Raw genomic sequence first — 24182 nt, 5'->3', positions numbered from 1 at the left:
CATGGCGACGGGGACAGCGGACGCGCGCGCCGCCCTGCCCCCTGCTGTGGCCGAGGTCCTGGCCGGCTACGAGGACCACCTCCGCAGCCAGCGGGACCTCTCCGAGCACACCGTCCGCGGTTACGTCACCGACGTCGTCGGGCTGCTGGACCACCTCGCCCGCCGAGGCGGTGAACAGCCACACCACCTCGACCTGCCCGTGCTGCGCAGCTGGCTGGCCCAGGGGCGCACGAAGGGGCACAGCCGCGCCACCACCGCTCGCCACGCCGCGGCTGCGCGGTCGTTCACCCGCTGGCTGCGCCGGGCCGAGCTCACCACCGAGGACGTCGGCCTCCGGCTGGTCAGCCCGAAGGCTCACCGCACCCTGCCGGACGTACTGGCTCCCGACCAGGCCCGGGCGGTCGTCGAATCGGCCGCCGGGGCGGAGGAGCCGGTGGGGCTGAGGGATGCGGTCGTATTAGAGCTGCTGTACGCCAGCGGGATCCGGGTCAGCGAGCTCGTCGGCCTGGACATCGACGACGTCGACCGCAGCCGCCGGGTGCTGCGGGTCCTGGGCAAGGGTCGCAAGGAGCGCACCGTGCCCTACGGACTCCCGGCCGAGTCAGCGATCGACGCCTGGCTGACCCGCGGGCGGCCGGCGCTGGCGGTCGCCTCCTCCGGCCCTGCGCTGCTGCTCGGCGTCCGCGGGCGGCGGCTGGACGCGCGCGAAGCCCGCCGCGTCGTGCACGCGGCCGTCGCAGCGGCACCCGGAGCTCCCGACATCGGCCCGCACGGCCTGCGGCACTCGGCGGCTACCCACGTGCTGGAGGGCGGCGCGGACCTCCGGTCCGTTCAGGAGCTGCTCGGCCACGCTAGCCTCGCGACGACGCAGATCTACACGCACGTGACCGTCGAGCGGCTCCGCGCCGTCCACGCCCAAGCTCACCCCCGAGCCTGAGCGGACGGCTGGATGCGAACGGGTCGGGCGGCAGCCACCATGAGGCGGAACCACGGGGCGCGAGCCCGCAGCGGGAGCGAGGAGGGCCACCATGCCTGAGGCAACGATCCACCGGATCGACGAGGCGGCCGATGACACCGACGCCTTCGTGGCGCAGCTGTGGGCGCAGTACGTGGCCGACCGCGACCCGGGCCTGCGCGATCGGCTGATCCTCCACTACGCGCCGCTGGTCAAGTACGTCGCCGGGCGGGTGGGCAGCGGTCTGCCCAGCCACGTCGAGCAGGCCGACCTGGTCTCCTACGGCACGTTCGGCCTCATCGACGCCATCACCCGCTACGAGCCGACCCGTGAGGTCAAGTTCGAGAGCTACGCGATGGCCCGCATCCGCGGCGCGATCATCGACGAGCTCCGCAACACCGACTGGATCCCGCGGTCGGTGCGCATGAAGGCCCGTCAGTTCGAGCGCACCGTCGCCGAGCTCGAGGCCCGGCTGCACCGGACGCCGACCGACGACGAGGTCGCCGACGCCATGGAGATGGACGTCGAGGACATCCGCAAATTCCTCGGTCAGCTGTCCCTGGTCAACGTCGTCGCTCTGGACGAGCTGCTCACCGACGACGACGGCGGTTCGCCGCGCCTCGGCGACACGCTCCAGGACACCCGTGCCCTCGACCCGCAGGCGATGGCCGAGAACGGCGAGGCCCGCCAGCTGCTGGCCCGCGCCGTAGAGCAGCTGCCCGAGCGGGAGAAGGTCGTCGTCTCGCTCTACTACTTCGAGGGCCTCACGCTCGCCGACATCGGCCGCGTCCTGGGCGTCACCGAGAGCCGCATCTGCCAGCTGCACACCAAGGCCGTGCTCCACCTGCGCACCAAGCTCGCCGACATCGCCTGACGTGCCGGCTGACCTCGGCAGTCGGGCGATGGACACCGGACGTCAGTACGAGCGGTGGTGGACGGCCGAGCAGGATGGAACCAGCCCCGCTTCCGGTGCCCATCAGCACGTGTGCGTCGCAGCACGCCCGCGCGGGAGCAAACTTGGGCGTGCAAGGAACCTGGGAGGCAGCGTGCGTGGCGTGCGGTTCTCGACTGTGGTGGCACTCGCCGTGCTGACTGGGTGCTCGTCCGCAGACACGGTCCCTCGAGCGATCCCGCCGACCCAGACGCCGGGCACCGCCTCGACGTCCACCGGAACTGCGACAACGGCGACGGCGACGGCGACGGCGACGGGGGAACCGTTCTCCCTGCTGACCCACTGCGGCATCTCGACGGCCCGGTTCGCCGGCCGGGACTGGGTCGCCGTGGCGCCCCTGCCGGAGCCTCGCATCCGTGACGACGGGACTGGTGTGTCCGTCGCAGACGGCTACACGACAGGAACCATGACCGTCGTCGACGACGACCTGGTGAGGTTCACCGTGACCGATCCGGCGGTCGAGGACGTCGGTCTGACGGTCGACTTCGTGCCGGCAGCGGCACCGCCCACGTCGTTCTGCGAGTGACACCGGCAATCGGTTCCGTCGGACTGCCGTGCAGTCTCGGGCTCGCTGGAGGGTGAGCACAGGGATGTCCGCATCGCAGGTCACGAGGGCCAGTGCTGATCGACTGTCGGGTCCGGTCACACCTGTCGTGACCGGAGCGGTCCTCTTCGACTGGCGCGGGACGCTGGTCACCACGCTGACCGAGCGCGAATGGGTCGAGCAGGCGCTGCTCGTGCTCGGCCGCGACCGATCGCCCGGCGCCGTCAACGGTCTCCTGGCGGCCATCGCCGAGGCGAACGGCGACCAGGACCGGATGGACGGCCCCGGCGTCGACAGTGACGCGGCGCTGCACCGGCGCACCTACCTCGAGGTATTCGCCGACGCGGGCCTCGATGCGGAGCTGGCGGAAGCGCTCTACGCGGTCGAGTCCGATCCGCGGCACAACCCGTTCGCGGTCGATGTCCACGAAACGCTCCAGGCGCTACGCGCACGAGGCGTCAGGGTCGCGGTCGTCAGCGACGTCCACGTCGACCTGCGACCCGCTTTCGACGCGGCCGGCCTCGGCGGGCTGGTCGACGTGTTCACCCTGTCCTTCGAGCAGGGCGTGCAGAAGCCGGATCCGCTGATGTTCAGCCGGACGCTCGAGGCGCTGCAGGTGGCCCCGTCCCACGCGCTCATGGTCGGCGACCGGTCACGCCCCGACGGCGCGGCCGTGGACATCGGCATCACCACACTGCTGCTGCCCCCGCTGCGGGACGTCGCCGATCGCCGGCTGGACAAGGTCCTCCGGCTCTGCGACGCGGGTTGAGCCGCGGCGCTCACGCGTCGCGCAGCGGCAGCAGCCGGACCCGCACCGCGAGCAGCCGGAGCGGGTCCAGGTAGCCCTCCCCGCGCCGCAGGCCCCAGTGCAGGCACGCGTCGGCAGGGCAGCCGGCGTGACCCGGCAGGAGCGCGCCGATGGGGGAGCCTCCCGCCACTCGCTGGCCGGCCGCGACGGCGGGGTCCACCGGCTCGTACGTCGTCCGCAGTCCGCCGGCGTGGTCGATGCTGACCACCGGCCGGCCCGCCACCGTGCCGGCGAACACCACGACGCCGTCGCCGGCGGCCAGGACCGGGCTCCCGAGCGGCCCGGCCAGGTCGGCGCCCCGGTGACCGGGACCGTAGGCATGGGCCGGGGGATCGAAGCCCCGGGTCACGGTGAGCGCGCCGGGCAGCGGCGCGACCCAGCCCACGGCCGCTGACCGGGTGCTGGGCGCCCGGGAGCCGCCCGGATCCGCCGTCGAGGGCGAGGGCGCCAGCACCGCGACGACGAGCGCACCGAGCACGGCTGCCAGGGCGCATCGCATGCGCCCAGGCTGGCCGCCCGACGCCCCGCGTAGGCCGCCTCCGGAGGGACTGTGGACGGCCCGGGCAGCCCGCGAGGAGCGCCCCCGCCGTCGCGTATGCTGTCCGGTGCGACCCGTCCGACGGGTCGACTTCGCGTGTCCTCATCCCGCCGATACGGCGGGGCGCTCGCCTCCTCGGTCCCGGCCCGCAACGGCCGGGGGAGTGGTGACGCAGGACGCCAGGGCGGACACCACCCGGTGCCCGCGACAACCGGAACTCGTGCGGCCCCCGGCCGCGCGCGCAGAGCAGAGAGGCTGCAATGGCAGTCGTCAGCATGAAGCAGCTGCTCGACAGCGGCGTCCACTTCGGGCACCAGACCCGTCGCTGGAACCCGAAGATGAAGCGCTTCATCTTCACCGAGCGCAACGGCATCTACATCATCGACCTGCAGCAGACGCTGGGGTACATCGACAACGCCTACGAGTTCGTCAAGCAGACGGTCGCCCACGGCGGCTCGATCCTGTTCGTCGGCACCAAGCGTCAGGCGCAGGAGGTCGTCGCCGAGCAGGCCACGCGCGTGGGCATGCCCTACGTCAACCAGCGCTGGCTCGGCGGCATGCTCACCAACTTCCAGACGGTCTTCAAGCGCCTCGAGCGCCTCAAGGAGATCGAGGACATGGAGCAGACCGGCGTGCTGGTCAGCCTGTCCAAGAAGGAGCAGCTGGTCCTCAGCCGCGAGAAGGCGAAGCTGGACCGCTCCCTCGGCGGTATCCGCGACATGAAGAAGGTGCCCAGCGCCATCTGGATCGTGGACACCAAGAAGGAGCACATCGCCGTCGGCGAGGCCCGCAAGCTGAACATCCCGGTCGTCGCGATCCTGGACACCAACTGCGACCCCGACGAGGTCGACTACAAGATCCCGGGCAACGACGACGCGATCCGCAGCATCGCCGTGCTGACCCGTGTCGTGGCCGACGCCGTCGCCGAGGGCCTCATGGCCCGCTCGGCCGCGCAGGCCAACGCCGGCCGTGAGGACGGCGCCGAGCCGGTCATCGGTGGCGACCAGCCGCTGGCCGACTGGGAGCGCGAGCTGCTGACCGGGGGTGACGCCGCGGCCGCCCCGGCCGACGACGCCACCGCCACCCCGCTGCCGGAGACCCCGGCCGAGCCGCCCACGGTCACCGCGAACGAGGTCGCCCCGGTCGAGGACGTCCCCGCCACCACCGGCGGCAAGGACAACAACGCCGTCTGACGGTTCGGCGCCGTCCCCCTGCTGACACCGGCAGAGGGGCGGCGCCGCCGCCTGTCCGCTCCCACAGCACTACCGACAGACCACAGAGGAAGTGACATGGCTGAGTTCACCGCGGCCGACGTCAAGCGTCTCCGCGACGCCACCGGCGCCGGCATGATGGACTGCAAGAAGGCCCTGACCGAGGCCGACGGCGACTACGACAAGGCCGTCGAGCTGCTGCGCGTCAAGGGCGCCAAGGACGTCGGCAAGCGCCTCGAGCGCTCCACGACCAACGGCATCGTCGTCAGCAAGGACGGCGCACTGCTCGAGCTCGACTGCGAGACCGACTTCGTCGCCAAGAACGCCGACTTCATCGCCCTCGCCGACCGCCTGCTCGAGATCGGCCTGGAGAAGAAGGCCGCCGACGCCGAGGCCCTGCTGGGCGCCGACGTCGACGGCCAGACCGTCGCCGCGCTGGTCGAGGGCGAGTCCGCCCGCATCGGCGAGAAGCTGGTGCTGAGCCGCTTCGCCATCTTCGAGGGCACCACCGCCACCTACCTGCACAAGCGGGCCACCGACCTGCCGCCGGCCATCGGTGTCGCCGTGCAGTACAGCGGTGGCAGCGAGGACGCGGCCCGCAGCCTGGCGATGCACATCGCCGCCGCGCGCCCGCGCTACCTCACCCGCGAGGAGGTCCCGGCCGAGGCGGTCGAGACCGAGCGTCGCGTCGCCGAGCAGACGGCCAAGGAGGAGGGCAAGCCCGAGCAGGCGATCACCAAGATCGTCGAGGGTCGGGTCAACGCCTACTACAAGGACTTCGTCCTGCTCGAGCAGCCGTCGATCACCGAGCCCAAGCGCACGGTCAAGCAGATCGTCGACGAGGCCGGCCTGACCGTGGAGCGCTTCGCGCGCTTCGAGGTCGGCCAGGCCTGAGGCACCAGCACACCGTCGTTCGGCCCCGTTCCTCTCCAGGAGCGGGGCCGAACCTCTGTGCGGCAGGATCAACCCACTGATGTCGAACGAGGGATGACGCGTTGACCGAGACGACCGCACCGCTGTCCGCGCCCACCGCGTTCCAGCCCGCCGACGGCGGCGGCTACAAGCGGGTGCTGCTCAAGCTGTCGGGCGAGGCGTTCGGCGGCGGGAAGGTCGGCATCGACTCCGGCATCGTCCACAGCATCGCCCAGCAGCTCGCCGACGTCGTGGCCGGCGGCACCCAGGTCGCCGTCGTCGTCGGAGGCGGCAACTTCTTCCGCGGCGCGGAGCTCGCCCAGGCCGGCATGGACCGCCGGCACGCCGACTACATGGGCATGCTCGGCACGGTCATGAACGCGCTCGCCCTGCAGGCGTTCTGCGAGCAGGTGGGGCTGGAGACCCGGGTGCAGACGGCGATCACCATGGGCCAGGTCGCCGAGCCCTACATCCCGCGCAAGGCGGTGCGGCACCTGGAGAAGGGCCGGCTGGTCATCTTCGGCGCCGGCGCGGGCATGCCGTACTTCTCGACCGACACCGTCGCTGCCCAGCGTGCGATGGAGATCGGCTGCCAGGTGCTGCTGATGGCCAAGAACGGCGTCGACGGCGTCTACGACGACGACCCGCGGCACAACCCGGACGCCACCCTCTACCGCGACCTGGACTACGCCACCGTCCTGGCCGACGAGCTCAAGGTCGCGGATGCCACGGCCATCAGCCTGTCCATGGAGAACCGGATGCCCATCGTGGTGTTCAACCTGCTGCGCGACGGCAACATCGCCCGGGCGACCGCAGGTGAGAGGATCGGCACGCTGATCAGCCAGCCGGCCTGACGCCGGCACACCGACCGGCGCACAGACGAGGACGACGGCGGCCGCGGCCCGGCCGCCGCAGGAGGGACTACCCGTGATCGACGACACCCTGCTCGATGCCGAGGAGCGGATGGACAAGGCTCTGTCGGTCGCCCGCGAGGACCTCGGTTCGGTGCGCACCGGCCGGGCCGCGCCCTCCATGTTCAGCAAGATCATGGTGGACTACTACGGCGCCTACACCCCGGTGCCGCAGATGGCCTCCATCACCGTGCCCGAGGCCCGCATGGCCGTGATCAAGCCCTACGACATGACCCAGCTGACGGCCATCGAGAAGGCCATCCGCGACAGCGACCTGGGCGTCAACCCGACCAACGACGGCCAGATCCTGCGGGTGGTGTTCCCCCAGCTGACCGAGGAGCGCCGTCGCGACCTGGTCAAGCAGGCCCGTGCCAAGGGCGAGGACGCCAAGGTGGCGATCCGCAACATCCGCCGCCGGGCCAAGGACGAGCTCGACCGCATCAACAAGGACGGCGAGGCCGGCGAGGACGACGTCCGACGCGCGGAGAAGGAGCTCGACCACCTCACCGAGCAGCACGTGTCGCACGTCGACGAGGCGATGAAGAACAAGGAGACCGAGCTGCTCGAGGTCTGACCTCCGACGACGGCTCCAAGCCCATGACGCCTCCCTCCGCCGACCGCCCGGGCGCCCTGCGCCCGGACTCGTCGCCCGTGCCGCCCGGCTCTGCTCCCGGGCGGTCGCCGGCCGACACCGGGCCGGTCTCCCGGTCGCGGGCGGTCCCGCCGGTGCCACCGCTGCCCGCCCGGACGCCGGTGAGCGTCCCCGACGAGACGGTGGAGGCGCCGGCAGTCGTCCCGGCCGGCACGGAGGCGGTCGCCCCGGCCGGTGCCGACGAGGCGGTGGAGGTGCCCACCGGTGAGCTGCCGGAGACGGAGAAGCCGGTGACCGGCCACGGCCGGGCCGGCCGTGACCTGCGAGCGGCGATGGGCGTCGCCCTCGGCCTGGGCACCCTGATCATCGGCTCGCTGGTCGTCTGGCGGGGAGCGTTCGTCGGCCTGGTGGTCGCGGCCATCCTCGTGGGGGTCGTCGAACTCACGCGCGCGCTGCGGGCCGGGGCGTTCCGGGTACCGATGGTGCCGCTCCTGGTGGGCGCGGTGGCGATGCTCGTGCTGGCCTGGAGCCGCGGCCCGACGGGACTGGTCACCGGGTTCCTGGCGACGGTCCTGGCGGTCCTGCTCTGGCGGCTGGCTGACGGCCCGGCCGGCTACCTGCGCGATGCGGCCGCCGGCGTGCTGGTCGCGCTGTACGTCCCGCTGCTGGCCGGGTTCGCCGTCCTGCTGGTCGTGCCCGACGACGGCGTGGCGCGGGTGCTCGCCTTCATCATCACGGTGGTGGGCAGCGACGTCGGCGGGTACGTCGCCGGCGTGCTCTTCGGCAAGCACCCGATGGCGCCGTCCATCAGCCCGAAGAAGTCGTGGGAGGGCATGGCCGGCTCGGTGCTGGCCTGCGTGGCCATCGGCGTCCTGCTGTTCACCCTCACCTTCCACCAGCCCTGGTGGGGCGGCGTCCTCTTCGGGATCGCCATGGCCAGCACGGCCACGATCGGCGACCTCGGCGAGTCGCTCATCAAGCGCAGCCTCGGCATCAAGGACATGGGCAACCTGCTCCCCGGGCACGGCGGGCTCATGGACCGGCTGGACTCGCTGCTGCCGTCGGCCGCGGTGGCCTACCTGCTGCTCTCGCTGTTCGCGCCCGTCTGAGCCCGCCGGGCCCTACGCCGGACGGCAGACCGACCAGGTGCGGCCGACCTCGGCGAACCCGCGCCGGCCGTACCAGTGCCGCGGCCAGTCGTCGGCCACCGCCTCGAGCACCACGAGGTCGCAGCCGGCCCCGGCGGCCAGTTCCAGCGCACGCGCCAGCAGCGCATCGCCGTACCCCCTGCCGCGGGCGTCCGGATCGGTCATGACCGAGTCCACCGCGGCGGTGCCGCCGTCCACGCGGAGCTGCGCGGCGGCGACCACCTGGCCGGCCTCCCGGACCACCAGGTCGGTCACCGCCACCACGCGGTCGTTGAGCCGTTCGCGAGCGACCAGTTGCGTGACCGCGGCGTCCAACCGCTCGATCCCGGCCAGGTCCCGCCGCCAGGAGCGTTCCCAGAGCTGGTGCACCTGGGACTGCGCGACCACCTCCACCAGGTCGGTCGCCGCCGTCGACGGCCCGGCGGGGGAGCGGGCCATGAGCACGAGCTCCTCGACCTCCCAGCCCTGCCGCGCCAGGTCCGCCGCGACCGGTCCGGCCTGCGGCCAGGCCAGCAGCGCCGCACGGTGCGGCCAGCCGGCGTTGCCGCCGACCTCCTCGGCCGCCGCGGCCACGGCCGCCGCGCCGACGGGTTCGGTGAGCAGCAGGCGGTTGTTGTCCCGCGACGCGGGGACGTCGGGATCGAGCACCGCCACGCCGCCGGGGACGTCGCCGACTCCGACGGCCCGACGGACCGGCACGGACGCGTAGTGGGCCACCGCCCGGGCGAGCGCGTCGTCGGGGGAAGGGAGCACCGGGGGCACCGGCGGCCGGTGCGGGACGACGGCGACGACCGCGCTCGCCGGCAGCGGGCCGTAGAGGTGCGGGAAGAGCATGCCGGCCGGGTCCTCGGGCCGGCCTGGCTCGAACCGGACCGGATCGGGCAGGCGCGCGGGATCCACGACCAGGAGCACCAGGTCGCGCCGACCCGGGAAGAGCGCCTGCGCGGGCAGGTGCACCTGGTCCGGCGTCGAGAGGTGCACGAAGCCGACCGCCTCGAGCGACGGCGGCCGCACCGCACCGTGGGTCAGCGCCGCCCGCCAGGCGGCCGGCTCGATCAGGTGGACGAGGACGTCGGCAGCCACCCTGCGATCCTGCCCCGGTGGCAGACCAGGAGAACGCCCGGATCGCTCGCCGGTACCGCGGGTTCGTGGCCGAGGCCGCACCCACCTCGCCGCTGTACGCCCGGCTGGCAGGGGAGGTCGCGGACTCGGACGACGTCCTGTCCTTCCTGGCCGCCCTGCCCCCGGGCAAGGAGCAGCCCAACCTGCTGTTCGCCTCCCTCCAGCTCCTGCACGGCGCACCCGCCGACGGCGCGGAGCTGCGCCGGGTCGTCGCGACGGACGGGGACCGGCTGCGCGAGACGATGCTCGCCCGCGCGACCCAGACCAACGAGCCGGCCCGGTGCGGGGCGCTGCTGCCGGTGCTCGCGCTGCTGGACGGTCCGCTGGCGCTCGTCGAGGTCGGCGCCTCGGCCGGGCTGTGCCTCTACCCCGACCGGTACTCCTACCAGTACGACGGGGTGCCCGTGGGGCCGGACAGCCCGCTGCAGCTGTCGGTCTCCACCTCGGGCGGAGTGCCCGTGCCGCGGACCGTGCCGGCCGTGGTGGCCCGCATCGGTGTCGACCTGAACCCGCTCGACCCGGCGGATCCCGACGTCCGCGCCTGGTTGCGCGCGCTCGTCTGGCCCGGCCCGGCCGCCGAGGAGCGGCTCCGCCGGATCGACGCCGTGGCCGAGGTCGCGCGGACCGAGCCCGCGACGATGCTGACCGGCGACCTCCTGGACCGGCTCCCCGACGCCCTGGAGCTGGCACCGGAGGGATGCACCGTCGTCGTGATGCACACCGCCGTGCTGCCGTACCTGACGGATGCGGCGCGTGCCGCGTTCGTGGCCCGGATGGACGAGCTCCCGGTCCGCTGGCTGGCGCAGGAGGCGCCCGGGCTGGTCCCGGGAACCGAGGCGCTGCAGGCGGACCCGCGGCGCCCGGCACTCGTCGTCTCCCTCGACGGGCGGCCGCTGGCCCGATCGGCGCCGCACGGTGGGTGGCTGGAGTGGCTCCCGGACGGGCTGGGAGCATCCCGGGAGTGAGCGATGAGGAGCCGGCCGGACCCACCGACTGGGGGACGACCGTCGGCGTCGGCCCGTGGGAGGGTCGCTGGCCCGAGGACCCTCGCTACGACCCGGAGCTCCTGGCCCATGGCGACCGGCGCAACGTCGTCGACGCGTACCGCTACTGGACCGTCGAGGCGATCGTCGCCGACCTGGATCAGCGGCGGCACGGCTTCTCGGTGGCGATCGAGAACTTCGGCCACGACCTGAATATCGGCACGGTGGTGCGCACCGCCAACGCCTTCCTGGCGGCGGAGGTGCACATCGTGGGGCGGCGCCGCTGGAACCGCCGGGGTGCCATGGTCACCGACCGGTACCAGCACCTGCGCCACCACCCCGACGTCGGTGCGCTGCTCGCCTTCGCGGCGGCCGACGGGCTGGCCGTGGTCGCCGTCGACAACTCACCGGGCGCCGTGCCGATCGAGACCGCCCAGCTGCCCCGGCGCTGCGTGCTCCTCTTCGGGCAGGAGGGCCCCGGCCTCAGTGAGGAGGCGCGGGCCGGTGCCGATCTGACGGTGTCCATCGCCCAGTTCGGCTCGACCCGGTCGATCAACGTGGGCGTGGCCGCCGGCATCGCGATGCACACCTGGGTCCGTCAGTACGCCGGCCCCGGACCGGGCCGGTAGCTCAGGCCGACTGGGGGTCGGGGTCGATGCCGCGGGCGCGGAGTGCGGCCTCCACCGCGTCGCAGACGGTGCGCACGACGGCGACCCGGGCCCACCGCTTGTCCTCGCCGGCGATGACGTGCCACGGCGCGACGGGGATGTCGGTGCGCTCGAGCATCTCCTCGACCGCGGCCTCGTAGGCCACCCGCTTGTCGCGGTTGCGCCAGTCCTCCTCGGTGAGCTTCCAGGCCTTGTGCGGATCGGCCTGCCGGGCCTCGAAGCGCCGCAGCTGCTCCTCGGCGGACAGGTGCATCCAGAACTTGACGACGATCGCGCCCTCGGCGGCCAGCGTGGTCTCCAGGTCGACGATCTCCTGGTAGGCCCGGCGCCACTCCGCCTCCTCGGCGAAGCCCTCCACCCGCTCGACGAGCACCCGGCCGTACCAGCTGCGGTCGAGCACGGTCATCCCGCCCCAGCCGGGCAGGACCGGCCAGAACCGCCACAGGAAGTGGTGCCGCTTCTCGTCGTGGGTGGGTGCGGCGAACTGCGCCACCCGCGAGTGCCGGGGGTCGAGGGGGTGGACCAGCCGCTTGATCGCACCGCCCTTGCCCGAGGCGTCCCACCCCTCGAACAGCACCAGCAGCGGGGGACCGAGGGTCCCGGGCCCGAGCTGACCGCCGAGGACCAGCCGCAGGTGGGTCAGCCGGTGCTGGGCCCGCGCCAGCTGCTGCTTCCCCTCCTTCTTGTCGAAGGAAGCGGTCAGGTCGACGTCCGCGAGCCGGCTCATGGCGGTCACCCTGCCAGGAACGGGTCGCAGGGGTGAGTTCGGTCTCCGGACCCGGTCGCCGGCCCGGGGGAGTGGGACGATGGGTGGGCCATGACTGCCCTGCCCCTCATCTTCGACGCCCCCCGCCGCGGCAAGCCGCCGCGCCACCTCGCCGACCTCACCCGGGACGAGGCCAGGTCGGCGGTCGCCGAGCTGGGTCAGCCGGCCTTCCGCGCCGACCAGCTGGCCCGGCACTACTACCGCGGCGTGACCGATCCCGAGCAGATGACCGACCTGCCCGCGGCGGCGCGCGAGACCCTCACCGAGGCGCTGCTCCCGGGTCTGCTGACCGTCGTCCGGCACCAGACCGCCGACGACGGGCGCACGCGCAAGACGCTGTGGCGGCTGCACGACGGCGCCCTCGTGGAGAGCGTGCTCATGCGCTACCCCGAGCGCGCCACCGTCTGCATCTCCAGCCAGGCCGGATGCGGCATGGCCTGCCCGTTCTGCGCCACCGGGCAGCAGGGGCTCACCCGCAACCTCTCCGCCGCCGAGATCATCGGCCAGGCGGTCGCGGCCGCCGCGGCCATGGCGGACGGCGAGCTCGACGGCGGCCCCGGGCGGCTGTCCAACGTGGTCTTCATGGGCATGGGCGAGCCCCTGGCGAACTACCCCCGGGTGCGCAAGACCCTCGACGCGCTACTCACGCCCGCCCCGCACGGCCTCGGCCTGTCCCAGCGCTCGGTCACCGTCTCCACCGTGGGCCTGGTGCCGGCGATCCGGCGGCTGACCGAGGAGGGCCGCAACGTCACCCTCGCGGTCAGCCTGCACGCCCCGGACGACGAGCTGCGCGACACCCTGGTGCCGATCAACACCCGCTGGAAGGTCGGCGAGGTCATCGACGCCGCCGACGCCTACGCACGGAAGACCGGCCGCCGCTACTCCATCGAGTACGCCCTCATCCGCGACGTGAACGACCAGCCCTTCCGCGCCGACCTCCTCGGCCGGCTCCTGGCCGGGAAGCTGGCCCACGTCAACCTGATCCCGCTCAACCCCACGCCGGGAAGCAAGTGGGACGCCAGCCCGCTGCCGGCCCAGCGGGAGTTCGTCGCCCGGCTCCGTGCCGCGGGCGTGCCGACGACGGTGCGCGACACCCGGGGCCAGGACATCGACGGGGCGTGCGGCCAGCTCGCTGCGGCCGACTCGGTGGACCTCGGCGTCCCGAGCGTCGCCGTGCCGACCCCGTCGGTGGAGCCGCCGGTCGAGCTGGGTGCCGAGGCCGACGGGTGAGCACCGCGGGCGGCCATCCCGCCCCCGTGCCGGGGCCGACCGAGACCACCCGGATCGAGCACGAGCACGCCGACGTGTCCGGCGGCTGGTTGCGTGCCGCCGTCTTCGGCGCCATGGACGGGCTGGTCACCAACACCGCCCTCGTCGCCGGTGTCGGTGGTGGCGGCGCGGCTCCGCGCGCGATCGTGCTCGCCGGGGTGGCCAGCCTGGTCGCCGGCGCGATCTCCATGGCGCTGGGCGAGTACACGTCGGTGAAGACGCAGAACGAGCAGCTCGAGCTCGAGGTCGACAAGGAGCGCCGGGAGCTGGCCCGCAACCCCGCCGGCGAGTTGGACGAGCTGGTCGACATGCTGCGGGCCCGGGGCGTCGACGACCGGCTGGCCCGCTCGGTCGCCGTCCAGCTGTCCCGCGACCCGGAGACGGCGCTGCGGCTGCACGTGGTGGCCGAGCTCGGCCTCGATCCGGAGGACCGGCCCTCGCCCGTCGTCGCGGCGGTGTCGTCCTTCGTGACGTTCGGCGTCGGCGCGCTGATCCCGCTGCTGCCGTACCTGTTCGGCTTCTCCCTGCTGTGGGCCGCCCTGGTGTGCGGTGGCCTCGGGCTGATGGTCGCCGGGGCGCTGTCGTCCTGGTTCACCCCGCGCCCCTGGTGGTACGGCGGGGGGCGCCAGCTGCTGTTCGGCGCGGCGGCCGCGGGCATCACCTACCTCATCGGCGCGGCGATCGGCGTGAGCGTCACCTGAGGCCGGATGCACGGAGGCCGGTCCCCGACGGGAACCGGCCTCCGGGATGCGTCAGCGCGTCAGCGGCTGCGCCAGGCGTTCTTCCGCCGGAAGATGTCCCAGACCAGGATGGCGGCCAGCAGCGCGGCGGTGCCCAGGACCCACAGGTCCTCGACGCGGCCCTCGTGGTTGCCGAAGATGTAGGCCAGCACGATGAGCACCGTCACCCAGGCGGCGCGACGGCCCCACCGGCCGGTCTCGCCGTGCCATCCCCAGTCGGCCGGCTCCTCGTGCACGACGGGGTGCGCTCCGGCGCGGACCACGCCTTCCTCGCGCCCGGGCTGGTTGACCCGCTCGGTGGCCGAGTTGTCCTGCGTGATCCGGCTGCGGTGAAGTGCCTCGCTCACGGGGCCTCCTGCTGACGCTCGTCGGCCGCGTCCGGCGGCCCTGCGGTACGACGTGCTGGCTCGCACGGTCTCGTCCCGCATTCTGTCAGCCCGCCGGCCCGGACACCCGGCGAGGTCACCCCGTCCCGGCGTGCCGCCGGGGTCGGGGAGGATGCAGCCGTGACGACGCAGCGCGAGGTGACCGTTCTCGGCTCCACCGGTTCTGTTGGCCGGCAGGCCATCGCGGTCGCCCGGCAGAACCCGGACAGGCTGCGCGTCACGGGGCTGGCCGCCGGCGGAGGGGACGTCGCCCTGCTGGCCGAGCAGGCGCTCAGCCTCGGCGTGCGGACCGTCGCCGTCGCGAAGGCGACCGCCGCGCAGGATTTGCAGCTGGCGTTCTACGCCGCGGCCTCGCAGCGCGGCTGGTCCCGCGGCGAGTACGCGCTGCCGGAGATCCTGGCCGGGCCGCGGGCCGCCGAGGAGCTGGCCGCCCGCCCCGCCGACGTCGTGCTCAACGGGATCACCGGCTCCATCGGACTGGGCCCCACGCTGTCGGCGCTGCGGGCGGGCCGCACCGTGGCGCTGGCCAACAAGGAGTCGCTGATCGCCGGGGGTGACCTCGTCCTCGCCGCCGCCGGCCCCGGCCAGCTCGTGCCGGTCGACTCCGAGCACTCGGCGCTGGCGCAGTGCCTGCGGGCCGGGCGCCGGAGCGAGGTGGCCCGGCTGGTGCTGACCGCCAGCGGGGGACCGTTCCGGGGGCGCTCGGCCGCCGAGCTGGAGCAGGTCACCGTGGAGCAGGCCATGGCGCACCCCACCTGGGACATGGGCCCGGTGATCACGATCAACTCCGCGACGCTGGTCAACAAGGGTCTCGAGCTCATCGAGGCGCACCTGCTCTTCGGCGTCCCCTACGCCGACATCGACGTCGTGGTGCACCCGCAGTCGATCGTGCACTCGATGGTGACCTTCGCCGACGGCGCGACGATCGCCCAGGCCAGCCCGCCGGACATGCGGCTGCCCATCGCGCTCGGCCTCGCCTGGCCCGACCGGCTCCCCGATGTCCAGCCGGCGCTGGACTGGACCGCCGCCAGCACCTGGGAGTTCTTCCCGCTCGACGAGCAGGCCTTCCCCGCGATCCGGCTGGCCCGGGCGGCCGGAGAGGCCGGCGGTGTGGCGCCGGCCATCTACAACGCCTCCAACGAGGAGGCGGTCGCCGCGTTCACGGCGGGTCGGCTCTCGTTCCCAGGGATCGTCCAGCTGGTCGCGCGTACCCTCGACGAGGCGCCGGACCTCGGCGTCCCCACGCGCGTCGAGGACGTCCTCGCCGCGGAGAAGTGGGCCCGGGAGCACGCCCGGGGACTCATCGGAGGCTGAAGCTGAGCGGGATCCTGCTGACGGTCCTCGGGATCGTGGCCTTCGCCCTGGGCCTGATGTTCAGCATCGGGTTCCACGAGTTCGGGCACTTCTTCTGGGCGCGGAAGTTCGGCATGCGCGTGCCGCAGTTCTTCGTCGGCTTCGGCCCGACGGTCTTCTCGCGCCGCTTCGGCGAGACCGAGTTCGGCATCAAGGGGATCCCGCTCGGCGGTTACATCCGCATCGTCGGGATGATCCCGCCGGCGGAGGAGAACGAGAGCAAGCGCGCCACCCGCATGCGCAGCTTCATCGCCGAGGTGCGCGGCCAGGCGCTCAACGACGTCCTGCCCACCGACGGCGACCGGGTCTTCTACAAGAAGCCGTGGTGGCAGCGGATCATCGTCATGTTCGCCGGGCCGTTCCACAACCTGGTCCTGGCGGTGCTGTTCTTCACCATCGTGCTCACCGCCTTCGGCATCCCGGCGACGACGACCACCATCAGCGCGATCCCGGAGTGCGTGCTGCCGGCCACCGCCGCGGTCCGGGAATGCCCGGACGACGCGCCGCCGTCACCGGCCGCCGCGGCCGGGATCGAGGCCGGCGACACCATCGTCGCGATCGACGGCCGGCCGGTGTCCACGACCCCCGACACCGGCCAGGACGACGAGGTGTCCGGCTGGGAGCAGGTCCAGGAGGCCATCCGGGAGAGCATCGGCTCCCCGATCGTCCTCACCGTCGAGCGGGAGGAGGACGGCGCCGTCCGGGAACTCGACCTGACGGTCACGCCCATCGCCAACGAGGTCTACGTCGACTCCGACGGCGACGGCGAGGCCGACGGGACGGAGACGGTGGGCTACATGGGGGTGGCGGCGGCGTCGGCCTACGTCCGGCAGCCGGTCACCGCCGTGCCCGGCTTCATCGGTGAGTACACCGCCCGGGCGGTCGACCGGCTGGTCGAGATCCCCGAGCGGGTGCCGGCACTGTTCCGGGCAGCCTTCCTCGGCGAGGAGCGCGACCCCCTGGGGCCGATCGGCGTGGTGGGGGTCGGCCGCATCTCCGGCGAGGTCTTCTCCCTCGAGCGGTTCACCGGCACCGAGAAGATCAGCCTGTTCTTCCAACTGCTCGCGGGGATGAACCTGGTGCTGTTCTTGTTCAACCTGGTGCCGATCTACCCGCTCGACGGCGGCCACGTCGCCGGCGCGCTGTACGAGAAGGCCCGCGCCACCGTCGCCCGGCTGCGCGGGCGGCCGGATCCGGGGCCCTTCGACATCGCCCGGCTGATGCCCGTGGCCTACGTCGTCGCCGGGCTCTTCCTGGTGCTGTCGGCGCTGCTGTTCATCGCCGACATCGTCAACCCGATCCTCATCGCCGGCTGAGCGGGCCGGGACGCCGGCCGGGCCGGTCGGGAGCCGATCAGCACGCCGAGGACCACGACGGCCCCCGCGGTCAGCTCCACGGGGTCCAGCACCTCGCCGAAGGCCAGCCACGAGGCGAGCACGCCGACCACGGGCACGAGCATCGAGAACGGGGCCACCACGTTCGACGGGTGCCGTGACAGCAGCGAGTTCCAGAGCCCGTAACCCACGAGCGTCGCGACGACGACCACGTAGAGCAGTCCGAGGACCGACGGCAGCGCCTCGGCGGTGGTGGCGTCGGCGAGCGACCGGCCGATCCGCCCGGGCCCCTCGACCAGCAGGGCCAGCGCCAGCATCGGCAACGGCGGCACGGCCGCCGTCCACAGCGTCAGGTGCAGGCCGTTGGGCGCCTTGGCCTGCCGGCTGCAGACGTTGCCGATCGCCCAGCCCAGCGCTCCGCACAGGGTGAGCACGAGGGGTAGCCACGCCGCGGTCAGGGAGCGGTGGACGGCGATGACGGCCAGCCCGGCCACGGCCATGGCGACGCCGGCGAGCTGCCGGGCCGACAGCGATTCGTGCAGCCAGACGCCGGCGAGCAGGACGGTGAACGGCGCCGAGGCCTGGAGCACCAGCGAGGCCAGCCCGCTGGGCATCCCGGCGGCCATGCCGAGGTAGAGGAACGCGAACTGCAGGATCCCGATGCCCAGGCCGACGCCGATCAGCCAGCGCAACGGCACCGGCGGCCGGGGCACGAAGAGCAGCGCGGGCAGGGCCACGAGGGCGAACCGCAGGGCGACCATGAACAGCGGCGGGAAGTGCTCGAGGGCGAGCGCCGTCGCGGGGAAGTTGACGCCCCAGCAGACGGCGACGAGGCAGGCGAGCAGTCGGTCGCGGAGGGGCACGCCGTCGAGCCTCGGGCCGAGCGCATTGAAGGACAAGCGCAATCCGGAGAACCGACCTTGTAGCGTCGCTTCATGGTCGACGGTGGGCAGGACCTCTGGGGACGGGTGGACGTCGCCCACCTCGCCGTGCTCCGCGAGCTGGCCGAGCACGGCTCGGTGACCGCGGTGGCCCGCGCCACGACGCTGTCCCCGTCGGCGGTGTCCCAGCAGCTCAAGGTGCTGCAGCGGCGGCTCGGCGTCGTGCTGGTCGAGCGGGCCGGCCGGGGGGTGCGGCTCACCGACGCGGGCCGGGCGCTGGCCGGCATCGCGGCGACGGTCTCCACCGCCCTGGCCACCGCGGAGGCCGACTGGCAGCGCTACCGCGGCGGGGTCGGCGGGACCGTCCGGCTGGCCACCTTCCACTCGGCCGGCGAGCTGCTCGTCCCCGGTCTCCTCGACCGCCTGGCCGAGCACCCCGACGTCGTCCTGGAGACGTTCGACGAGGACGTGCTGCAGGACGACTTCGCGGGCCTGACCGCCGAGTACGACGTCGTCGTCGCCCACCGCTCCGACGACGTCGTGCCACCGCCGCGCGACGGCATCGAGGTCCGCCTGCTGCTCCGTGAGCCGCTCGATGTCGCGCTGCCGCTGGACCATCCGCTCGCCGGGCGGGACCGCGTCACCCCGGCCGACGTGATCGACGAGGACTGGATCGTGCCGCCGGCCGAGTTCCCCATCGACCGGGTGCTGACCGCCGTCGCGGCCCAGGCGCGGTCACCGGTGCGGGTCGTGCGCCGGACGACGCACCTGCCCCTGACCGAGAAGCTGGTCGCCCGCGGGCACGGCGTCGCGCTGCTGCCGCGCCACACGACCCTGGACCGGGCCGAGGGCCGTCTGGCGCTCGTCCCGCTGGCCGATCTGCGGGCGGGCCGGGTCATCGAGGCGCTGATGCGCCCCGACCGCGCCGCCCGCCGGTCGGTGCAGGTCGTCCTCGACGCCCTGGTCGCCGAGGCCGGCTCCTACGCCGTCTGAGGTCGCGCCGGCCGCCCGTGTGGCGGACCGGTGGATACTGGAGGCATGGCGATCCCCGTCGGTCTCGGCATGCCCGCTGCCCCTCCGCCCGTCCTCGCTCCGCGGCGCAAGACCCGCCAGCTCGACGTGGGCGGCGTCGGCGTCGGCAGCGACTTCCCGGTCAGCGTGCAGTCGATGTGCACGACCAAGACCGCCGACATCAACGCGACGCTGCAGCAGATCGCCGAGCTGACCGCCTCGGGCTGCCAGATCGTGCGGGTGGCCGTGCCCGACACCGACGACGCCGAGGCGCTGGCGACGATCGCGAAGAAGTCGCAGATCCCGGTCATCGCCGACATCCACTTCCAGCCGCGCTACGTCTTCGCGGCCATCGACGCCGGCTGCGCGGCCGTGCGCGTCAACCCCGGCAACATCAAGAAGTTCGACGACAAGGTCGGCGAGATCGCCCGCGCCGCCAAGGACGCGGGGACGCCGATCCGCATCGGCGTCAACGCCGGCTCCCTCGACAAGCGGCTGCTCGCCAAGTACGGCAAGGCCACGCCCGAGGCGCTGGTCGAGTCGGCGCTGTGGGAGTGCTCGCTGTTCGAGGAGCACGACTTCCGCGACATCAAGATCTCGGTCAAGCACAACGATCCCGTCGTGATGGTCCGCGCCTACGAGCTGCTCGCCGCGCAGTGCGACTACCCGCTGCACCTGGGCGTCACCGAGGCCGGCCCCGCCTTCCAGGGCACGATCAAGTCCGCCGTCGCCTTCGGTGCGCTGCTCAGCCAGGGCATCGGCGACACCATCCGCGTCTCCCTGTCGGCCCCGCCGGCCGAGGAGGTGAAGGTCGGCAACCAGATCCTGGAGTCGCTGAACCTCAAGCAGCGCGGGCTGGAGATCGTCAGCTGCCCCTCGTGCGGCCGCGCCCAGGTCGACGTCTACACGCTCGCCAACGAGGTGACCGCCGGCCTGGAGGGCATGGAGGTGCCGCTGCGCGTCGCGGTCATGGGCTGCGTCGTCAACGGCCCCGGCGAGGCGCGTGAGGCCGACCTCGGCGTGGCGTCGGGCAACGGCAAGGGGCAGATCTTCGTCAAGGGCGAGGTCGTGAAGACCGTGCCCGAGTCGAAGATCGTCGAGACCCTGATCGAGGAGGCGCTGCGCATCGCCGCCGAGCAGACCGACGCGGGCGTGCCGTCCGGGCCGCCGGTCGTCTCCGTCAGCTGACCGGCTCGCGCCCGCCCCTCTTCCCGTGCTCCGATCGCCCACCGCTCGCGTCCTCGACGAGGCCGACGAGCCCGCAGTCCACCGGCTCCTGGCCACCGATCCCGTCGCGAGCTGCGTGCTGGCCGGCCGGGTCGAGCTCACCGGTACGGCACCGGTGGCGGTCGGGGCCCCGCTGTGGGGTTTCGGCTCGGGCCGGTCGCTGGAGGCCGTCTGCCTCGCCGGGGCGAACCTGATCCCCTTCGCCGTCCCCGGTGCGGAGCGCGCGGCCGCGGCCGCCTTCGCCGAGCGCGCCCGCCGCGCCGGGCGCCGCTGCAGCACCATCGTCGGCCCGGCCGCCTCGGTGGCACCGCTGTGGGACCTGCTGGCGCCCGCCTGGGGACCGGCCCGCGACCACCGCGCCCGCCAGCCGCTGCTGGCCATCGACGGCCCGCCGGCGATCGCCCCCGAGGCGCGCGTCCGCCCGGTGCGCCCCGAGGAGCTGGACACCCTGCTGCCCGCCGCCGTCGCCATGTTCACCGAGGAGATCGGCGTCAGCCCGCTGCGCACCGACGGCGGGGCCGGCTATCGCGCCCGGCTGGCCGAGCTGGTGCGGGCCGGGCGGTCCCTGGCCTGGATCGAGGACGGGCAGGTCGTGTTCAAGGCCGAGATCGGGGCGGTGAGCCGGGCGGCCTGCCAGGTGCAGGGGGTCTGGGTGGCCCCCGAGCGCCGCGGCACCGGCATCGGCGCCGCGGGCACCGCCGCGGTCGTCGAGTACGCGCGGTCGACGCTCGCCCCGGTGGTCAGCCTGTACGTCAACGACTTCAACGCCACGGCCCGCGCCGCCTACCGCAGGGTGGGTTTCCGCGAGGTGGGGGAGTTTTCGAGCGTGCTCTTCTAGAACCGTCGGGTCCCTCTGCCAAGCTGACGTGGTGCGCGCCCGATCCGGTCCGGTCCTGCTGACGTCCCTCCTCCTCGCGGGGCCCGTGCTGGGCGCCTGCTCCGGCGGTGGCGAGGACGAGGTCCGCGAGGCCGCGCAGGCCTTCCTCGCGGACTGGGCCGGCGGGGACGCCGCCGCTGCCGCGGCCGCGACCACCGACCCGGACGCCGCCACCGCGCTGCTGGAGCAGACCGCGTCCGACCTGCCCGACGCGCAGCTGTCCAGCGAACTGGGCGAGGTCACCGTCGAGGACGGTGCGGCCACCGCGGACTGGACCGCCACCTGGGACCTCGCCGCCGCCCCCGACTGGAGCTACGCGGCCTCCCTGCGGCTCACCGAGGGCGACGACGGATGGGAGGTCGTCGCCGAGCCGACCCTCGTGCACCCCGAGCTCGGTGAGGGCCAGCACCTGGAGCTGGACCGCCGCCTGCCGGAGCGGGCGCCGATCACCGACGCCGCGGGCGCTGCGCTGTTCACCCCGACCGAGGTGGTCAACGTCGGCGTCGACCCCGGGCAGGTGACCGATCTGCCGGCGCTGGCCGCGGCGCTGTCGGACGCCACCGGCATCGCCGCCGACGAGATCACCGCCGACGTCCAGGCCGCTCCGGCCGGCCAGTTCGTCCCGGTCATCACGCTGCGCCGGCCGGCGTTCGAGGCGATCCGCGCCCAGGTCTTCGACCTCCCGGGCGCCGTCTTCCCGACCGACACCCGGCTGCTCGCGCCGTCGGCCGGCTTCGCCGAGGCGCTGCTCGGCCGGGTCGGGGCGGCGACGGCGGAGATCCTCGAGGAGTCGAGCGAGGACGACGAGCCCCGCTACGCCGGCGGCGACCAGCTCGGCACCTCCGGCCTGCAGCGGGCCTTCCAGGACCAGCTGACCGGCACGGCCGGGTTCACGGTCCGGGTCACCGCCCTCGACGAGAGCATCGAGGACGAGGGACGCGAGATCGCCGCCGTCGAGCCCGTGCCGGGGGAGCCCGTGCAGACACCCCTGGTCCCGGCGATCCAGAACGCCGCGGACGCGGCGGTGGCCGGCGAGCAGCAGCCCACCCACCTCGTCGTGGTCCGTCCGGGCACGGGCGAGTTCCTCGCGGTCTCCTCCAACGAGGTCGCCGACGCGACCAACGCCCTGACCGGACGCTTCCCGCCCGGATCGAGCATGAAGGCGATCACCGCCACCGCGCTGCTCTCGACCGGTTCCCTGACCCCGGCGACCACCGTGCCCTGTCCCGCGACGACGGTCGTCGAGGGTCGCGAGTTCGAGAACCAGGACCAGTTCGACCTCGGCACGGTGCCGTTCACCGAGGCCTTCGCGGAGTCGTGCAACACGACGTTCATCGAGCAGGGGCTGCAGCTGCCCGACGCGGCCCTGGCCGAGGCGGCGGCCGCGTACGGGGTGGGCACCGACTGGCAGCTGCCCGTCGACATCTTCTCCGGCAGCGTGCCCGCGGACAGCACCGGTACGACAAAGGCGGCGAACATGATCGGCCAGGGCCAGGTGCTCGTGAGCCCGGCCCAGATGGCGCTCGTGGCCGCCGGGATCGCCAGCGGCACCCCGGCTGCCCCCGTCGAGGTGGTGGACGCGGAGCCGGCCGGACCGGCTCCGGAGGGCCCCGGGCAGGAGGTGCTCGAGGCCCTGCGGCCGATGATGCGTCAGGTGGTCCTCACCGGTACCGCCACGGCGCTGGCCGCGCGGGGCGAGGTGTACGGCAAGACGGGTACCGCGGAGTACGGGACCAACACCCCGCCCGACTCGCACGGCTGGTTCGTCGGCTACCGGACCGGAGGTGCGGCGGGGCCCATCGCCTTCGCCGTCCTCGTCGAGGGCGGTCAGTCCGGCAGCGCCGCCGTGGCCGTCGCGGACGCCTTCCTGGGGGCGCTGGGCTGACCCTGCCGACGGGGGAGCGGGGCCCTGCGGCCTCCCTGCACGGGCCCGTCCCGAGCGTGCGAGCGGTCGGGGGCAGGGAAGTCCTTCTCGCGTCCGGAGGACGGCGGTCTCACAGACCGGGGAGAGCCCGGGTGACGGGGGTCTGGCCCGCGGCGGCGCGCCAGCCCACCGCCCGCACCTCGGCGCCGGTGAGCGCCTCCAGTGCCAGCTCCCGCGTGCTCCGTTCGGCCGCCTGGTCGAGCACCCGCACCCAGGCGGCGACGGCGCCGTCCTCCAGGACCACGGCCAGCGCCGCGGCGTCCGTCGGCGAGAGCACCGGGAAGGGCAGCGCGTAGCCGCCCTTCGCCCCCGGGGGCTCGACCGACCGCTGGGAGAGCAGCGTGGCCACGGTGTCCCGGACGTCGCGGTGCGCGGCCTCGGCCGTGGTCGCCGTCCCCCGGGCGCCCGGGGCCAGCGCCGCACCGACGACGCCGTATCCCCAGACCGCGGCGTGCTCCGCGGCCAGGGCCTGTTCGAGGGCGGCGTTCTCCGCGGTCAGGTCCTGGGCGCCCTCGCCGGCACCGTCGTCAGCCATTGCGGGTTCCCGTCATGCCAGCAGTCCGTCCTGTCCGCGCAGACCCGCGGAGATCGAGCCGAGCAGGGCCGCCCGTGCGCCGGACTGGTTGAGGGCGGCTGCGGCGTGCGAGGTGGCCGCGGTGGACACCTGCTCGCGCAGCCAGGATCGGGCCTCGGCCGGCGAGGCCGGGGTGCCGGGGGAGGACGAGCTCGGCGTCGCTCCGGGTGCTGCCTGCCTGAGCCGCTCGAGCTGCTCGGTGGCCTGAGCGGCCAGCTCCGCCACCTCTCCGGCCAGCGCCGGATCGGCGGCCCCGGCCGCGGTGTAGGCGGCCACGAGCGTCTCCTGGACGCCCACCTGCCCCAGCAGCTGGTCGGCCTGCTCGCCGGTCACCCGCTCGCGCTCGTCCGGCGGGGACGACGTGCAGGCCGCCGCGGCCAGCGCCAGTCCGGCCGCCGAGGCGGCCAGCAGGGTGCGCCGGGAGAAACCCCGGGAGCCGGGGGAGGGGAGCGGAGACATCGGTGCCATCCTCGCAGCCCCCGGTCCTCCGGGTCGG

The 24182-nt window shown here is 73.7% G+C and carries 26 protein-coding genes; 19 read left to right on the top strand and 7 right to left on the bottom strand.

The annotated features are described in order from the left end of the window. Position 1: 1 nt before the first annotated feature. The 4 genes from RM425_RS14935 to RM425_RS14920 all read left to right on the top strand — a co-directional run bounded on the left by RM425_RS14935 (position 2) and on the right by RM425_RS14920 (position 3220). Positions 2–937 carry a tyrosine recombinase XerC gene (locus RM425_RS14935; RefSeq protein WP_311346011.1) on the top strand — a complete coding sequence of 312 codons (936 nt, stop codon included), beginning with the start codon at positions 2–4 and terminating at the stop codon, positions 935–937. A gap of 91 nt (positions 938–1028) precedes the next feature. After that, positions 1029–1829 carry an RNA polymerase sigma factor WhiG gene (gene whiG, locus RM425_RS14930; protein ID WP_311346010.1) on the top strand — a complete coding sequence of 267 codons (801 nt, stop codon included), beginning with the start codon at positions 1029–1031 and terminating at the stop codon, positions 1827–1829. 451 nt (positions 1830–2280) lie between these two features. Then, positions 2281–2433 carry a hypothetical protein gene (locus RM425_RS14925; RefSeq protein WP_311346009.1) on the top strand — a complete coding sequence of 51 codons (153 nt, stop codon included), beginning with the start codon at positions 2281–2283 and terminating at the stop codon, positions 2431–2433. 127 nt (positions 2434–2560) lie between these two features. Further along, positions 2561–3220: an HAD family hydrolase gene (locus RM425_RS14920; protein WP_311346008.1), complete on the top strand. Its 660-nt coding sequence runs from the start codon at positions 2561–2563 to the stop codon at positions 3218–3220. Positions 3221–3230: 10 nt separating this feature from the next. Here the strand turns inward: RM425_RS14920 and RM425_RS14915 are convergent, their stop codons facing one another. After that, on the bottom strand, positions 3231–3758 hold the full coding sequence (locus RM425_RS14915; RefSeq protein WP_311346007.1) for a M23 family metallopeptidase: 528 nt from the start codon (positions 3756–3758) through the stop codon (positions 3231–3233). A gap of 299 nt (positions 3759–4057) precedes the next feature. Between RM425_RS14915 and rpsB the strand changes: the two genes are divergently transcribed. The 5 genes from rpsB to RM425_RS14890 all read left to right on the top strand — a co-directional run bounded on the left by rpsB (position 4058) and on the right by RM425_RS14890 (position 8532). After that, complete coding sequence (gene rpsB / locus RM425_RS14910; protein WP_311346006.1) at positions 4058–4990, top strand: 30S ribosomal protein S2; 933 nt, start codon at positions 4058–4060, stop codon at positions 4988–4990. A 96-nt stretch (positions 4991–5086) separates the two neighbouring features. After that, the gene (gene tsf / locus RM425_RS14905; protein WP_311346005.1) at positions 5087–5902 is read left to right on the top strand and encodes a translation elongation factor Ts; all 816 of its coding nucleotides are present in this window, start codon (positions 5087–5089) and stop codon (positions 5900–5902) included. Between the two features lie 101 nt (positions 5903–6003). Further along, positions 6004–6774 (top strand): UMP kinase, encoded by a 771-nt coding sequence (gene pyrH, locus RM425_RS14900; protein WP_449495090.1) that lies wholly within the window; start codon positions 6004–6006, stop codon positions 6772–6774. Positions 6775–6847: 73 nt separating this feature from the next. Beyond that, complete coding sequence (gene frr, locus RM425_RS14895; protein ID WP_311346004.1) at positions 6848–7405, top strand: ribosome recycling factor; 558 nt, start codon at positions 6848–6850, stop codon at positions 7403–7405. A 23-nt stretch (positions 7406–7428) separates the two neighbouring features. Further along, entirely contained in the window at positions 7429–8532 is a 1104-nt protein-coding gene (locus tag RM425_RS14890; protein WP_311346003.1) for a phosphatidate cytidylyltransferase, read from the top strand. A 12-nt stretch (positions 8533–8544) separates the two neighbouring features. Here the strand turns inward: RM425_RS14890 and RM425_RS14885 are convergent, their stop codons facing one another. Then, the gene (locus RM425_RS14885) at positions 8545–9654 is read right to left on the bottom strand and encodes a GNAT family N-acetyltransferase (protein WP_311346002.1); all 1110 of its coding nucleotides are present in this window, start codon (positions 9652–9654) and stop codon (positions 8545–8547) included. Positions 9655–9671: 17 nt separating this feature from the next. On the opposite strand from RM425_RS14885, the gene RM425_RS14880 reads away from it, so the two are divergent. Together RM425_RS14880 and RM425_RS14875 are read left to right on the top strand one after the other, a co-directional pair. Beyond that, positions 9672–10658, top strand: coding sequence for a DUF2332 domain-containing protein (locus RM425_RS14880; protein WP_311346001.1), 987 nt, complete (start codon positions 9672–9674; stop codon positions 10656–10658). Then, positions 10655–11305 (top strand): TrmH family RNA methyltransferase, encoded by a 651-nt coding sequence (locus tag RM425_RS14875; protein ID WP_311346000.1) that lies wholly within the window; start codon positions 10655–10657, stop codon positions 11303–11305. Before RM425_RS14880 ends, RM425_RS14875 begins: the two co-directional genes overlap by 4 nt. Before the next feature lies 1 nt (position 11306). Here RM425_RS14875 and RM425_RS14870 read toward each other — a convergent pair whose 3' ends face one another. After that, positions 11307–12071 carry a polyphosphate kinase 2 family protein gene (locus RM425_RS14870; RefSeq protein ID WP_311345999.1) on the bottom strand — a complete coding sequence of 255 codons (765 nt, stop codon included), beginning with the start codon at positions 12069–12071 and terminating at the stop codon, positions 11307–11309. Positions 12072–12161: 90 nt separating this feature from the next. Between RM425_RS14870 and rlmN the strand changes: the two genes are divergently transcribed. Beyond that, entirely contained in the window at positions 12162–13340 is a 1179-nt protein-coding gene (rlmN, locus tag RM425_RS14865; protein ID WP_311345998.1) for a 23S rRNA (adenine(2503)-C(2))-methyltransferase RlmN, read from the top strand. Further along, positions 13337–14080: a VIT1/CCC1 transporter family protein gene (locus tag RM425_RS14860; protein WP_311345997.1), complete on the top strand. Its 744-nt coding sequence runs from the start codon at positions 13337–13339 to the stop codon at positions 14078–14080. The genes rlmN and RM425_RS14860 overlap by 4 nt, the downstream gene beginning before the upstream one ends. Before the next feature lie 59 nt (positions 14081–14139). On the opposite strand, the gene RM425_RS14855 is transcribed toward RM425_RS14860, so the two are convergent. Continuing rightward, positions 14140–14466, bottom strand: a complete 327-nt coding sequence (locus tag RM425_RS14855; protein WP_311345996.1) for a DUF2631 domain-containing protein — start codon at positions 14464–14466, stop codon at positions 14140–14142. A 159-nt stretch (positions 14467–14625) separates the two neighbouring features. On the opposite strand from RM425_RS14855, the gene dxr reads away from it, so the two are divergent. Both dxr and RM425_RS14845 read left to right on the top strand, forming a co-directional pair. After that, entirely contained in the window at positions 14626–15819 is a 1194-nt protein-coding gene (dxr, locus tag RM425_RS14850) for a 1-deoxy-D-xylulose-5-phosphate reductoisomerase (RefSeq protein WP_311345995.1), read from the top strand. Between the two features lie 35 nt (positions 15820–15854). Further along, the gene (locus RM425_RS14845) at positions 15855–17174 is read left to right on the top strand and encodes a M50 family metallopeptidase (protein ID WP_311345994.1); all 1320 of its coding nucleotides are present in this window, start codon (positions 15855–15857) and stop codon (positions 17172–17174) included. Here RM425_RS14845 and RM425_RS14840 read toward each other — a convergent pair. Then, entirely contained in the window at positions 17090–18055 is a 966-nt protein-coding gene (locus tag RM425_RS14840; RefSeq protein WP_311345993.1) for an EamA family transporter, read from the bottom strand. The genes RM425_RS14845 and RM425_RS14840 overlap by 85 nt on opposite strands. Positions 18056–18127: 72 nt before the next feature. Between RM425_RS14840 and RM425_RS14835 the strand changes: the two genes are divergently transcribed. The 4 genes from RM425_RS14835 to RM425_RS14820 are packed head-to-tail and all read left to right on the top strand — an operon-like array spanning position 18128 to position 23073. Beyond that, on the top strand, positions 18128–19066 hold the full coding sequence (locus RM425_RS14835; protein WP_311345992.1) for a LysR family transcriptional regulator: 939 nt from the start codon (positions 18128–18130) through the stop codon (positions 19064–19066). Positions 19067–19111: 45 nt separating this feature from the next. Beyond that, positions 19112–20272 carry a flavodoxin-dependent (E)-4-hydroxy-3-methylbut-2-enyl-diphosphate synthase gene (ispG, locus tag RM425_RS14830; RefSeq protein WP_396137054.1) on the top strand — a complete coding sequence of 387 codons (1161 nt, stop codon included), beginning with the start codon at positions 19112–19114 and terminating at the stop codon, positions 20270–20272. Positions 20273–20297: 25 nt separating this feature from the next. Continuing rightward, positions 20298–21149 carry a GNAT family N-acetyltransferase gene (locus tag RM425_RS14825; protein WP_311345991.1) on the top strand — a complete coding sequence of 284 codons (852 nt, stop codon included), beginning with the start codon at positions 20298–20300 and terminating at the stop codon, positions 21147–21149. Between the two features lie 31 nt (positions 21150–21180). Further along, on the top strand, positions 21181–23073 hold the full coding sequence (locus RM425_RS14820) for a penicillin-binding transpeptidase domain-containing protein (RefSeq protein ID WP_311345990.1): 1893 nt from the start codon (positions 21181–21183) through the stop codon (positions 23071–23073). Between the two features lie 109 nt (positions 23074–23182). Here the strand turns inward: RM425_RS14820 and RM425_RS14815 are convergent, their stop codons facing one another. Next, positions 23183–23647, bottom strand: a complete 465-nt coding sequence (locus RM425_RS14815; RefSeq protein ID WP_311345989.1) for a ferritin-like domain-containing protein — start codon at positions 23645–23647, stop codon at positions 23183–23185. A gap of 12 nt (positions 23648–23659) precedes the next feature. Continuing rightward, complete coding sequence (locus RM425_RS14810; protein WP_311345988.1) at positions 23660–24145, bottom strand: hypothetical protein; 486 nt, start codon at positions 24143–24145, stop codon at positions 23660–23662. Positions 24146–24182: the final 37 nt, after the last annotated feature.

The organism is Blastococcus goldschmidtiae (assembly GCF_031845325.1).
Taxonomy (GTDB): Bacteria; Actinomycetota; Actinomycetes; order Mycobacteriales; family Geodermatophilaceae; genus Blastococcus; species Blastococcus goldschmidtiae.
The sequence above is the reverse complement of the archived record's forward strand: the minus strand, read 5'-3'. Positions and strand labels throughout refer to the sequence as shown.